The sequence below is a fragment of the Aquibacillus halophilus genome, from assembly GCF_009649745.1.
GTDB lineage: Bacteria > Bacillota > Bacilli > Bacillales > Amphibacillaceae > Aquibacillus > Aquibacillus halophilus.
Genome location: NZ_WJNG01000002.1, coordinates 464139 through 477484 on the forward strand (window position 1 = coordinate 464139; position 13346 = coordinate 477484).

Sequence of the window (13346 nt, forward strand, 5' to 3'; positions counted from 1 at the left end):
ATACTTAAGATACTAATAAAAATCTATAAATTGATAGAGGAGGCGCTGATATGACAGATACGAAGAAGGATACAATCGTACTGAAAAATTATGTTAATGCTAAATGGGTGGAAGCAAACACGGATCAATATCAAGATGTGCCAAATCCGGCAACAGGAAAGACGATTGCGATGGTTCCTATATCATCGTTTAGCGATGTGGATCAAGCTGTTGAGATAGCGAAAAAAGCGTTTCAATCTTGGAGTAAAACACCAGTACCAAAGCGTGCAAGAGTTTTGTTTAGATATCAACAGCTGTTAACTGAAAATCATGAGGAATTAGCAAATCTTGTCACCAAAGAGAATGGTAAAAGCTATAAAGAAGCCTACGGAGAAGTATTACGAGGAATCGAATGTGTAGAATTTGCAGCGGGTGCACCAAGTCACATGATGGGCGTTACGTTATCAACAATTGCAACGGATATTGATTCACAAATGTTTCGTTATCCCCTTGGGGTAGTAGGTGGGATTAGCCCATTTAATTTTCCGATGATGGTACCTTGTTGGATGTTCCCATTAGCAATTGCATGTGGTAATACTTTTGTGCTAAAGCCTTCTGAACGAACACCAATCCTTGCCAATCGATTAGCCGAGCTATTTTCAGAAGCTGGTCTTCCGGATGGAGTTTTTAATATTGTGCATGGTGCACATGATGTGGTAAATGGATTGTTAGGTCATGAAGACGTGAAGGCAATCTCATTTGTAGGATCCGAGCCAGTTGCAAAATATGTTTACGAGCAAGCAGCCTCTCATGGTAAGCGTGTGCAAGCGTTAGCGGGAGCAAAAAATCACCATATTGTCATGCCTGATGCTGATAAAGAAGTGACGATTCAAAATATTATAAGTTCATCTTTTGGTAGTGCAGGGCAACGTTGTATGGCTTGCAGTGCCGTAGTTGTAGTCGGAGCTGGGGATGAATTTGTCAAAGAGTTAAGTCAATCTATTAATGATATAAAGATGGGTAATGGAATGGAAGAGGATGTTGTTCTAACCCCAGTAATTAGAGAATCAAATCGCTCTAATGCACTTAAGTATATCGAGCTGGGTATTAAGGAAGGAGCTCAAATGGTTCGAGACGGAAGAAACGATAAGGCGGATAATGATCAAGGTTATTTCCTAGGACCAACAGTCTTTGACCACGTAACACCGGAGATGAGTATTGCTAAAGATGAAATCTTTGGACCGGTGCTTAGTATATTACGTGCAGATGATTTAGATGGTGCACTAGATATTGTGAATAAATCCAAGTTTGGTAACTCTGCTACTCTTTATTCAAGAGATGCGAAGGCAGTTAGGAAGTTTCGAGAGGAAGCTGAACCGGGTATGTTAGGAGTTAATATTGGCGTACCAGCACCAATGGCATTCTTTCCGTTTTCAGGGTCGAAAAATTCATTCTTTGGCGATCTTCATGCGAACGGCAGTGATGGTGTTCAGTTCTATACAAGGAAGAAAATGATTACTTCTCGCTTTTAATTTCCCTTTCGGAAAGGAGTAAAATAATAATGGTTAATGTTAAGCAAGACCTCAATAAAAAGGATGAAAAGTACGTGTGGCATTCGATGCGAAAGTTCGATCCGGAAGCCACCATGGTCGTGACTGAAGCTGACGGAGCTTGGATTACAGATGCGGAGGGGAATCGTTATCTAGACGGAATGGCAGGTCTTTGGTCTGTGAATGTAGGTTATGGACGAACTGAGCTTGCCGAGGCTGCTTATAACCAACTGAAGAAATTGCCTTTCTACCCACTTACACATAGTCACCAACCTGCAATCGAATTAGGGGAAAAGTTAAATGAGTGGCTAGAGGATGATTATGTTATTTTCTTTTCCAATAGCGGATCAGAAGCTAACGAAGTGGCATTCAAAATTGCACGCCAATATCATAGACAAAACGGTGATTATGATCGTTATAAAATCATTTCTCGTTACCGGTCCTATCACGGGAATACAATAGGGGCTCTTGCAGCAACAGGCCAGGCCCTTAGAAAGTATAAATATGAACCACTAGCTCAAGGATTTCTTCATGTTGCTCCACCTGATTGCTATCGGAGTTCATTTGATTCATCAGATGGCACATGTTGTTCTCAAAGTGCTAGTGAAATCGATCGGGTAATGACATGGGAGCTAGATGAAACAATAGCTGCTGTAATTATGGAGCCGATTATTACTGGTGGGGGAGTGCTAATCCCGCATGACCATTATTTGAAAGAAGTAGAAGAAATTTGTTCACAACATGGTGCACTGCTAATAGTAGATGAAGTAATCAATGGCTTTGGTAGAACAGGTAAACGGTTTGGTCATATGCATGCTGGTATCAAACCAGATATTGTTACCATGGCAAAAGGACTGACTAGCTCTTACATGCCATTATCCGCAACTGCGGTTAAAAGGGAAATATATGAGGCATTCAAAGGAACAGAAGAATATGATCATTTCAGACATATAAACACATTTGGAGGAAGTCCAGCTTCTTGTGCTGTAGCTCTTAAAAACATTGAAATAATGGAGAGAGAGGGACTGGTTGAACGATCAGCTGTTTTAGGAAAGAGACTTAACGAAGGTCTAATGGAATTAATTGACCATCCAAATGTTGGAGATATTCGGAGTAGAGGCTTACTACTAGGGATTGAATTAGTGGAAGATAAAGCGACAAAAAAACCCGCACATCCAGACAAATTAACGAATGTCATCTCTTTTTGTAAGAGAAAAGGATTAATAATTGGTAAGAATGGTGACACAGTTAAAGGATTCAACAATGTGTTAACACTGAGCCCTCCTTTAAATCTGACAGAGGATGATTTAGAACTTATTATTAAAACAGTAAAAGAAGCAATCATACAAATCTAGTCAATTAGGATGGAGGTATAGTTATATGAGAATAGGTGTAGTCAAAGAGATAAAAAATAATGAAAACAGAGTTGCTATCTCTCCTTCTGGTGTTAATTTGTTTATTAAAGCAGGACATGAAGTTGTGATAGAGAGTGAAGCTGGAGTTGGATCGGGATTCACAGACGAGGATTATAGGCTCGCGGGTGCTGAAATTTTAAGTAGTAGAAAAGATGTATGGGCAAGTCAAATGGTTATGAAAGTAAAAGAGCCTTTGCAAGAGGAATATTCATATTTTCATGAAAATATGATTTTGTTTACTTACCTCCATCTAGCTGCTGAGCCTGAATTAACAAAAGCACTGGTTGCTGCCAAAGTAGTTGCTATAGCATACGAAACGATACAGGATGAAAATGGATCACTTCCACTTTTAACACCAATGAGTGAGGTAGCGGGGAGAATGGCATCTCAAATTGGAGCACAATTTTTAGAGAGACCCAAAGGTGGGAAAGGTATTTTATTAAGTGGTATTCCGGGAGTGCGTCGAGGTAAAGTAACCATTATTGGTGGAGGAGTAGTTGGAACTAATGCGGCAAAAATAGCGATTGGTTTGGGTGCTGACGTAACAATTATTGATTTAGATTCAAATCGGTTAAGAGAGTTAGATAACATTTTCGGAAACCAAATAAATACAGTAATGTCCAACCCGCTTAATATAGCTGAATGTGTTGCAGAATCGGATCTAGTTATCGGTGCTGTTTTAATACCAGGAACAAAAGCACCAAAACTTGTTTCAGAAGAGATTATTAAAGCTATGAAAAAAGGATCTGTCATAGCTGATGTGGCTATCGATCAAGGAGGAATCTTTGAAACAACAGATAGAATAACGACGCATGATAATCCAACGTATGAAAAGCACGGTGTTGTTCATTATGCAGTTGCAAATATGCCTGGAGCAGTTCCAAGAACCTCGACTCTTGGTTTAACAAATGTTACGATTCCGTACGCCTTAAAGATTGCTAATAAAGGCTATATGGAAGCTTGTCAGCATGACCAGTCGATTTTAAAAGGAATTAATACGATGAACGGATACGTAACCTATAAAGCAGTAGCAGAAGCACATGGATTAGAATACAAAGAAGCAAGCTGGGACAGAGGGACAGGCTCCTTGTCCCTCTTAGGGAGATAGCCTATTCTGTAACTAGTAAGTTGCAAACCCCTGATTAATAGTTAACTTACAATCTTTCAAGATCTCAACACATACGTTAAAAATAATCTAGTATATCCATTTTCAATCTAAGCTAAATAACGGAAAACACCGCACGTATTCTTTAAAGAATCACATGCGGTGTTTTTATGTACGTTAAAATTGATAGTTTATACTGATGAATTTCATGTTGACCATCTCACGGATTGCGTATTTTATCCCTTCATATCCATATCCCGATGACTTTAATCCACCATAAGGCATATGATCAAAACGTAACGTTGGCAAATCGTTAATTAGCACCTGGCCGACTTCTAATTGATGTGCAAATTTAAATGCTTGCGGTAGGGTGTAGGTGAATACTCCAGCATTTAAACCATATTGACTGTCGTTCATCTTAGCTAAAGCCGCCTCTGCATTAGAAACCGTATTAACGACAACAACGGGTCCAAATACTTCTTGACAAGATACCTTTGAATCTGATGGTACGTTCGTTAAAATGGTGGGTTTTACTCCGTTACCTATTACTTCTCCTCCAGTAATTAGCCTTGCTCCCTCATTGAGTGCTTCCTCAATCCAATCCAACACACGTTGCTGTGACTTTTCATCAATCATACCAGACAAATCCGTTGTATCCTTATTGGGATCACCATATACAAGTGTTTCGGTTGCAACCTTAAGATGCTGTAAAAATTCTTCGCTGATATCTTCATGAACATAAACACGTTGTGTACTAATGCAAACCTGCCCGTTGTAAGAAAAACCGCCAACTACTACTTTTTGAGCAACGTCTTTTAGTTTATCTTTTACACTGTTATCAATATACAAAGCAGAATTATTCCCTAATTCAAGTGTTACCTTTTTTAAACCCGCTTGTGATTTAATAAATTTTCCTACATCAGGACTTCCAGTAAAGGTAATCTTTGCAACATCAGGATGATCGATAAGTATCTTTCCTAATCTTGGACCATCCCCTGTAATTACCTGGATTGCATCTTTAGGTAACCCAGCTTGATCCATTACTTGTGCAAGCATGATGGAGGATAGTGGTGTTTTCTCTGCTGGCTTTACAATTATAGTGTTACCTACTGCTAGGGCAGGGCCAACTTTGTGAGCTACTAGATTGAGTGGAAAATTAAAAGGCGTAATTGCCCCGACAACACCAATTGGTTGAAAAATTGTATAAGCATCTCTTCCAGCACCTCCTGGAGCAGCATCCAAGCGAATGGATTCTCCCTCTAACTTTCTTGCTTCTGTGCTTGCGAATTTTAATGTCTCAACCGTCCGGTCAACCTCACCCTTGGCAAAACGAATAGGCTTACCTGATTCCAAAACTATTGTCCTAGCAAATGCTTCTTTTTGTGCAGCTATTAATCTAGCTGCATTGTCTAAAATTGTAGATCTTTCCTCAGAAGTTAGCTTTTTCATCTTTTGAAAAGCTTCGTTACTTTTGGAAATAGCATCTTCCATTTGGTTATTCGTACACTCTGGAATATCAGTAATTGCTTCGCGAGTGTGTGGATTGATTAGGGGATAGGTTTTATTAGTTCCTAAAGCTAAATTGTCAAGATACCTTTTCCAGTCTGTACTCAATAGTGCCACCTCATTTAAATTATTCTATTTATTTATTTTAGCTATAAAGAAGGGCCGGTAAAAGAAACATAATGTAAATTTATTTACAGAAAATTTTAACATTGTAAGTCTCTGCAGGTTTGGGGAAAGTCAGAACTTACAAGTTTTAAACCATAAAAAAGTAGTCCCGTAATTAAAATTTACGGGACTACGTTACTTAACATTACAGGGGACCCAACCATACACATCCTAATGGAATCTTTTTCAGAGAACATTTTGACCCAATGACAGGTTTAAACACTTCTGATTCAACGTATCATAGTTTGCAGTAAGGACTAACTGCCAAGGAGAAGTGCGACCTCTCTAGGATATGTGCCAGTTCCGTTGAAGGATACTGAATTGATTTACCTGAATAAGATTTTCTTCTTATTTTAGACTCATTTTTTGAAATGTTCGGATTGTATAACTTTGTAAAACTCTCCACCTTCTTCATATTTCCTATTTTGCATCAAAGTTCACCGAATTTACATCACACGTTTAAATTTAACCTAGTTAAAGCTCTTAAGTTTTGCCTCATCTTAATCACCATCTAAAGCTTAAATCTTCCATCCCTATGAACTTGTTCTAGTTCATAGTTCATCTGTAGCTTTAGATAGGCAAGCCGTCGAACAATTTAGCTAGACATTTAAGGTTTTGATGATCATACAAATCACTTTGTGTGCAACAGTTCTTTTTGGGTGGACTCACTTTTTTTTTGAGAATTTTCTGAACAAATTAGAAAGTTAATTGGTGGTACCACCTGCTTTCTGCATTTCAGATTTTCCGACATTCTTCCTAGCTGGCTTTTTTAAACCGTAATAAACGGAACTAACTAGGATGGTTGAGTCTCCTGTAATGTTAACTTTGTAAGAATCCTTCTTACATTTATAGTATATCATGTTTTACCTAGTTTATACTAAAAATTTTGCAATCGCTTTCATTTTTTCAAAAAAATAAAAAAGATTACTATAGAGGGCAAGTTTTCAATATGAATACTAACAAAAAAATAAATTGAACTGCTTCTTAGAACACATGATTTGGTCATGCTATGAATAAAGATATAGAAGGATGTACTTACGATATCTTTACTATGCAAGATTAATTGAGTTTATATCCTGTGAAGCCTTTAAATCTAGTTGGGGGAGATTTGTAATGCTAGAAGCCATACTACAACTTTTTACAAGTCAACAAAAAGCGGAAGCGATTCTTTCAAATGGAATTATTGAATTCATTTTTATGGCTTTATTCCTCACGTTTATCATATCTATTCTTGTTCATTTTTCACTGTATAGTAAATTAACAAAAATTCGTAATTACATACAAGAAACCAAAAGAATGGATATTGAACCCCTTAGTTCGTTCAAAGATGAATTTGATCGAAGGAAGCAGGAGGAATCTGTAAAAGCTGAGACGTTTGTTCAGGAGAAATTCTCAGGTTGGCGAGTTTATAATGTACCAGTTATAAATCTAATTAAAATGATTCAGATGACGGTCTCTATGTTTATATTGATTGGTGTTTTGGGAACGTTTATCGGACTAACAATGGCTCTGGGCAATATTGATTCTGGTGGGAATCAATTAGTTGAAGATGTGGCAAGTGTTCTCGCCGGAATTGATGTGGCGTTTTATACGAGTATTGCTGGTATGGGATTGTCTTTGATTATGACAGTAATTATTCGAGCAGCGAATTCTGAATATTTACTCACCGATATTATGCTAAAGGTAGAATCCAATTTAGAAGAAACCGAACAAAATGGCATCGGTCGCTTGATTGATGTATCTGAGACAATTAATGCTTCTATTCTTCAGTTTCAAAAGACAAACCAAGAATCGTTGCAAAATATTGTTCATTCATTTAAAGGTTTCCAGGAGTACACGAGCGGACTACAACAATCAGCAGAAGACTTAGCTAAGTTTAATGATGGATTGTCTAGTAATCTTAAGAATTTCACGGTTTTATTTACAAGTATTAAAGAGGTAACTGATGGACTCGGTAGTTCAGTAACGAAGCTAAACAGTAATTTTGATCAACTATTCTCTTATATTAAACGTGTAGATAAAAGAAATGAACGAATGACAGAGATATTTGAAAATACCTACAAGAAAACCAAGGAATTATCAGAAACTCAGATGAATACATTAGAGACGTTCGAAGCATCAGTTGAGGAGCTGAAGGAATTTACCACGTCAATTGTCGAGGGACAGGAATCAGTCAAAGGTGCATTTGAAAAAATGAACCGAAGGAGCACTGACTTGGTCGCACGGATGGAGGATCATAATAAACAGTTTAAAGGGATTTTCGGAGATAATCTCAGTTCAAATTTATCAAGAATTACTTCTTATCTAAGTGAACTCTCGCAGGATTTTGATAGATTAGGAGAATCGATTGTCCATCTACCTCATGCACTTGAAACGATAAATAATACGCAAAATGAATATAAGCATCTTCTATCTAATCGTTTTGACGATCTCGAACAATTTAATAAAGACTTTAATAATCATCTAAAGGCTCACTCTGCAGATTCAGTAGACTTTGAAAAACACTTAATCGGGGCATCAAGGACGTATGAACAAGTAGGGATAAAAAATAATCAGTTAATCAACGAAATCAACGGAACAATTTCTCGATTGAATGAATCATTTAATCAAAAAGACAATCAAATGGATGCAAGTATTGAGGTTTTAAAGGATACACTTTCCAAATATGTGTCTAATTTGGAGGGAACCCTCGGCGAAAAACTTGATAAGGTTGTTCGGAGTATCGGAGAGTATGTTGAATTAACAAATGAGGGAATCAAAAAAGAGTATAAGCAAATTCGGCAACTAACTGAAGAAAATCATGAAAGCAGTGCAAGATATGCCCAGCAAACAGGAAATGAATTAAACCAAGAAATTCAAAGGCTAAATCAACAAATTAATTCATTTACTCAAGAGGTCGGGAAACTAAACAATCCAATAAGAGTTGGCCAAAATGATCAATAAATACCATCGATTATTTAAAAATGAAGAGGAAGAAAGTCACTTTTGGCCTTCATTTACAGATTTACTAACAATAATTTTACTTTGTTTTATATTAATTTTTATAAGCATGATGGTGATCAAGTCTTTTCAAATTGAAGAGATGGAACGGACCATTGATCAGATAATGGGGGTTAGAGTAGAACTAGTAAAGGAGTTGAACGAAGAGTTTAGTGAATCTACATTGGGTATTGAAGTAGATGAAAAAACTGGTGCGATTATTTTTAATACTGATATCTTGTTCGAATTTAATCAAGCCGTACTGAAAAAGGAATCCTATCAATTTTTAGATGAATTTATACCTAAATATTTAGATGTTCTATTAGAAAGTGAATACGAAAATTATATTGCTGAAATCATCATTGAAGGTCATGCGGACAAAAATGGAGGGTATTTATACAATTTAAATCTGTCACAAGACAGAGCATACAGTGTCGCGTCATATATCCTTGGAGAAGACTTTCCAGAGAAAAGCATTCAGCAAAAGTTAGAGGGAAAGTTGACGGTAAATGCTAAGTCTTATACGGATGGGAGGAATGATGCAGAAGGGAATTATAGTGCTGATGATTCACGAAGAGTCGAATTTAAGTTTCGTTTGAAAGATGAGGAGATTTTAGATAAAACGAGAGAATTATTGCAAGGGAATTAGTAATCTCTTTCAATAATCTGTTTTATTTGTGAGTAGTTTACTACAAATTTACTCTTTTTTAGATGTATAAAAAAATTAGCAGTTAGTATCGTTAGAAAATGTAACAAGTTATTTTAACATAATGGGCATTCGTATGTCATTTCATTTAACAGAGTGTGCAGGTGAAGGGTAATAATTCTTTTGTATAATTACAGATAAGATATCTAAAAATTCAGAATTAAAAACAGTTTGTTTTTATGAGGAGGAGTAATAAATGTCTGATAAGGTTACGATTGGTTTAATACAAGCAACCAACGACGTTGATGGAAATGAACCAGTTGCAGTCCATAAAGAGGCTGCAATCGAAAAACATATTAAGCTTGTGCGCGATGCAAAAAGTAAAGGTGCGCAAATTGTGTGCCTTCAAGAAATATTTTATGGTCCTTATTTTTGTACAGAGCAAAATTCTAAATGGTATGAGGCTGCTGAGGAAATACCAAATGGCCCAACAACAAAATTATTTCAAGAACTAGCAAAAGATCTAGGGGTTGTAATTGTTTTGCCTATTTATGAAAGAGAAGGTATTGCTACCTACTATAATACAGCTGCTGTTATTGATGCAGATGGTAGCTATCTTGGTAAATATAGGAAACAACACATCCCACAGGTAGGTGTTGCAAAAGAGGGCTGCGGTTTTTGGGAAAAATATTACTTTAAGCCAGGAAATTTAGGGTATCCCGTGTTCGATACTGCTTTTGCAAAAATAGGCGTTTATATTTGTTATGATCGACATTTCCCGGAAGGTGCCAGATTACTAGGGTTAAAGGGTGCAGAAATTGTATTTAATCCTTCAGCAACGGTTGCTGGATTATCTGAATACTTATGGAAATTAGAGCAACCAGCCCATGCGGTAGCTAACGGATACTACTTAGGAGCTATTAATCGTGTTGGATATGAAGCACCTTGGAATATGGGTGAGTTTTACGGACAAAGTTATTTAGTTGACCCTAGAGGAAGCTTTGTTGCTACTGCAAGTCGTGATAAAGACGAAGTGGTCATTGGTGAAATGGATAAGCAACTGATTCGAGAGGTTAGAGATACTTGGCAGTTTTACCGGGACCGAAGACCAGAAACATATGAAGATATGACCGCTTTACTTCCATAGAAATGAAAGAACATTAAAACTTTTAATGAAAGTTTAACAAATCAATCAGGTGAACGGGTTTTTCCTGCTCACCTTTAATGAAAATAGCAACTAGATGCTATGAAGGGGGTAACTTGATTGAGTGCTAATTTTGAAAAAATTACACCGGATGATCTACTTGCAAACTTTCGAGAAGTAAAGCCTGGTCTGACAAATCAGGAGGCAATGGAAGAGTCTAATCGTTGTTTGTTTTGCTATGATGCGCCTTGTACAATCGCCTGTCCAACTGGTATTGATATCCCATCATTTATTAAAAAAATAGCCAGTGGAAATTTGAAGGGATCCGCGACCACAATCATGACGGCTAATCCAGTTGGTGCGAGCTGCGCAAGAGTTTGTCCAACAGAAGAGCTTTGTGAAGGTGCATGTGTTTTAAATGAATCGACAAAATCGATCATGATTGGTGACCTACAACGACATGCAACAGATTGGGCGATTAAAAATGAGCAGGTATTGTTCAAAGCGGGCAAGAAAAACGGTAAAACAGTTGCGATTGTTGGCGGGGGACCTGGGGGACTTTCTGCTGCTAGGGAACTCGCCTTACTAGGCTATAAGGTCACTATTTTTGAAGCAGAGGAACATGCAGGTGGGCTAGATAGCTATGGTATTGTTTCCTTCCGGTTACCACAAGCGGTTTCGTTTTGGGAGGTGGAGCAGGTAGAAAGTTTAGATGTAGAAATACGTACCAATACAACTGTTGGTAAAGACATACAACCTAGTGAACTACTAGAAAATTTTGACCGAGTAGTCGTAGCAATTGGTATGTCTAGCGTTCCTGCTTTGGGTATTGAAGGTGAAAACCTAGATGGTGTTTTTGATGCAATCGAATTTGTAAAGGATACAAAAACAAAACCAATTACGGATGATTTCGTGGGTAAAAGAGTGGCAGTCATTGGTGCTGGAAACACGGCGATCGATGGTGCGACTTGTTCAGTACGGTTAGGTGCTGAGAATGTGAAAATTCTTTATCGGAGAACAATTGAAGAGATGACGGCTTATGATTACGAGTATGAATTTGCTAAGCAAGATGGTGTAGAGTTCCGGTGGTTAACTCAGCCTACCAAGATTATCAGCGATGAATCAGGAAAAATAACCGGATTGGAATGCATAAAAATGGAGCTTGGGGAGCCTGGTGAGGATGGAAGGCGAAGACCGGTGCCTGTTGAAGGTTCTACATTTACCTTGGCAGTGGATGTAATAGTGAAAGCGATAGGTCAATCACGTTATACGAAATTAATTGAAGGTTTTTCATTAAATCATAACGGTGGTGTTGTTACAGTTAATGAAGAGACATATCAAACGTCAAATCCAAATGTTTTTTCTTGTGGGGATGTTATTTTTGGTAAAGGTCAAGGTGAAGCAATGGTAGTTTCGGCAGCAGAACAAGGTAAACAGGTAGCCTATGCACTACACCGACAGATGTTTGGTGTTGCAGAAACAGCTTAGTAACCAAAAATAGTAAATACAATAAAGGAGGCCAATACATGGCGGACTTAAGTATAAATATAGCTGGTATCAAATCACCAAACCCTTTCTGGTTGGCATCTGGTCCACCTACAAATACTGGATATCAGGTTCAACGAGCCTTTGAAGCAGGTTGGGGTGGAGCGGTTTGGAAGACACTAGGTGAGCCAGTAATTAATACTTCCTCTAGATTTGCTGCAGTTGGGTACAACGGCCAACGTGTAATGGGGTTTAATAATATTGAGTTAATCACTGATCGATCATTAGAAGAAAACCTAAAAGAGATTTATGAAACAAAGAAAAAGTACCCAAACCACGCTATCATAGCTTCATTAATGGTAGAGCCCCAACAGGAAAAGTGGCATGAGATTGTTAAACGAGTCGAAGAAGTCGGGGTTGATGGTTATGAACTCAATTTTGGCTGTCCACACGGAATGGCGGAACGCGGTATGGGATCTGCCTCTGGGCAAGTTCCAGAACTTGTAGAAAAACAAACGTATTGGACAAAGGAGGTTGCTACAAAGCCAGTTATTGTAAAGCTTACTCCAAATATTACAGATATTACACTTACAGCTGAAGCTGCTACCCGGGGAGGGGCCGATGCTGTAAGTATGATTAATACGATTAATAGTTTAGCAGGTGTCGATATTGATACATGGAATACGATTCCGCATGTTGGAAATAAGGGTGCACACGGAGGTTATTGTGGACCGGCAGTTAAACCAATCGCGTTAAACATGGTTGGAGAGTGTGCAAGAAATGAGCGAATTGGTATCCCTATATCCGGTATTGGTGGTGTATCGAACTGGCAGGATGCAGTTGAATTTATGCTAATGGGATCGACTAGTGTGCAAGTATGCACTGCAGCGATGCATCATGGTTTTCGGATTGTTGAAGACATGATTGATGGACTAAATAATTATCTTGATGATAAAGGGATTGCTTCGGTGATGGATATCGTTGGTAAAACAGTACCGAAGTACACCAACTGGGGAGATTTAGATTTAAATTATCAAATTGTTGCACAGATAGATAATGACATTTGTATCAATTGCAATAAATGCCATATAGCATGTGAAGATACTGCACACCAATGTATCGACATGTTGAAGGACGATTTTGGAAAAGACATTTTAAAGGTGAGAGAAGAAGATTGTGTCGGTTGTAATCTATGCGCAATTGTTTGTCCAGTTGATGGTGCAATTGAAATGGTTGAAGTAGAGAGTGAATTTCCACCAATGACATGGAATGAACGACAAGCTACGACCAGTAGTAGTGTTAATTTAGTGAAATAGCTTAAGGTTGTTTTCTAAAGATTGTTGTTGATAATTAACTATAGACTACGGCCGTA

Annotated in this window: 10 protein-coding genes; 8 read left to right on the forward strand and 2 right to left on the reverse strand. The window is 37.8% G+C overall.

The genetic code is table 11. The features are described 5' to 3' along the window. The first annotated feature begins 50 nt into the window (after window positions 1-50). Genes GH741_RS03415 through ald form a run of 3 tightly spaced genes read left to right on the forward strand, consistent with a single transcriptional unit; the run spans window position 51 to window position 4052 of the window. Window positions 51-1511 carry a CoA-acylating methylmalonate-semialdehyde dehydrogenase gene (locus GH741_RS03415; RefSeq protein ID WP_153735347.1) on the forward strand — a complete coding sequence of 487 codons (1461 nt, stop codon included), beginning with the start codon at window positions 51-53 and terminating at the stop codon, window positions 1509-1511. 29 nt (window positions 1512-1540) lie between these two features. Beyond that, the gene (locus GH741_RS03420; protein WP_153735348.1) at window positions 1541-2884 is read left to right on the forward strand and encodes an aspartate aminotransferase family protein; all 1344 of its coding nucleotides are present in this window, start codon (window positions 1541-1543) and stop codon (window positions 2882-2884) included. Between the two features lie 25 nt (window positions 2885-2909). Next, the gene (gene ald / locus GH741_RS03425) at window positions 2910-4052 is read left to right on the forward strand and encodes an alanine dehydrogenase (RefSeq protein ID WP_153735349.1); all 1143 of its coding nucleotides are present in this window, start codon (window positions 2910-2912) and stop codon (window positions 4050-4052) included. Window positions 4053-4226: 174 nt separating this feature from the next. Here ald and GH741_RS03430 read toward each other — a convergent pair whose 3' ends face one another. Together GH741_RS03430 and GH741_RS21755 are read right to left on the reverse strand one after the other, a co-directional pair. Next, window positions 4227-5663 carry an aldehyde dehydrogenase family protein gene (locus GH741_RS03430; RefSeq protein WP_153735350.1) on the reverse strand — a complete coding sequence of 479 codons (1437 nt, stop codon included), beginning with the start codon at window positions 5661-5663 and terminating at the stop codon, window positions 4227-4229. A 761-nt stretch (window positions 5664-6424) separates the two neighbouring features. Continuing rightward, window positions 6425-6580, reverse strand: a complete 156-nt coding sequence (locus GH741_RS21755; RefSeq protein ID WP_153735351.1) for a hypothetical protein — start codon at window positions 6578-6580, stop codon at window positions 6425-6427. Window positions 6581-6833: 253 nt separating this feature from the next. Here GH741_RS21755 and GH741_RS03440 point away from each other — a divergent pair, with 253 nt between their 5' ends. The 5 genes from GH741_RS03440 (at window position 6834) to preA (ending at window position 13290) form a co-directional block, all read left to right on the forward strand. After that, window positions 6834-8663 carry a MotA/TolQ/ExbB proton channel family protein gene (locus GH741_RS03440; protein ID WP_153735352.1) on the forward strand — a complete coding sequence of 610 codons (1830 nt, stop codon included), beginning with the start codon at window positions 6834-6836 and terminating at the stop codon, window positions 8661-8663. Then, window positions 8653-9348: an OmpA family protein gene (locus tag GH741_RS03445; protein ID WP_153735353.1), complete on the forward strand. Its 696-nt coding sequence runs from the start codon at window positions 8653-8655 to the stop codon at window positions 9346-9348. The genes GH741_RS03440 and GH741_RS03445 overlap by 11 nt, the downstream gene beginning before the upstream one ends. 253 nt (window positions 9349-9601) lie before the next feature. Next, window positions 9602-10492 carry a nitrilase-related carbon-nitrogen hydrolase gene (locus GH741_RS03450; RefSeq protein WP_153735354.1) on the forward strand — a complete coding sequence of 297 codons (891 nt, stop codon included), beginning with the start codon at window positions 9602-9604 and terminating at the stop codon, window positions 10490-10492. 117 nt (window positions 10493-10609) lie between these two features. Beyond that, window positions 10610-11977, forward strand: coding sequence for an NAD(P)-dependent oxidoreductase (locus GH741_RS03455; protein ID WP_153735355.1), 1368 nt, complete (start codon window positions 10610-10612; stop codon window positions 11975-11977). A 38-nt stretch (window positions 11978-12015) separates the two neighbouring features. Then, window positions 12016-13290 carry an NAD-dependent dihydropyrimidine dehydrogenase subunit PreA gene (preA, locus tag GH741_RS03460; RefSeq protein ID WP_153735356.1) on the forward strand — a complete coding sequence of 425 codons (1275 nt, stop codon included), beginning with the start codon at window positions 12016-12018 and terminating at the stop codon, window positions 13288-13290. Window positions 13291-13346 lie beyond the last annotated feature (56 nt).

Excerpts from the sequence above, each read along its gene's own strand:
- GH741_RS03415 (WP_153735347.1), top strand. The coding sequence starts at position 51 with ATGACAGATACGAAGAAGGATACAATCGTACTGAAAAATTATGTTAAT.
- GH741_RS03420 (WP_153735348.1), top strand. The coding sequence starts at position 1,541 with ATGGTTAATGTTAAGCAAGACCTCAATAAAAAGGATGAAAAGTACGTG.
- ald (WP_153735349.1), top strand. The coding sequence starts at position 2,910 with ATGAGAATAGGTGTAGTCAAAGAGATAAAAAATAATGAAAACAGAGTT.
- GH741_RS21755 (WP_153735351.1), bottom strand. The coding sequence starts at position 6,580 with ATGATATACTATAAATGTAAGAAGGATTCTTACAAAGTTAACATTACA.
- GH741_RS03440 (WP_153735352.1), top strand. The coding sequence starts at position 6,834 with ATGCTAGAAGCCATACTACAACTTTTTACAAGTCAACAAAAAGCGGAA.
- GH741_RS03445 (WP_153735353.1), top strand. The coding sequence starts at position 8,653 with ATGATCAATAAATACCATCGATTATTTAAAAATGAAGAGGAAGAAAGT.
- GH741_RS03450 (WP_153735354.1), top strand. The coding sequence starts at position 9,602 with ATGTCTGATAAGGTTACGATTGGTTTAATACAAGCAACCAACGACGTT.
- preA (WP_153735356.1), top strand. The coding sequence starts at position 12,016 with ATGGCGGACTTAAGTATAAATATAGCTGGTATCAAATCACCAAACCCT.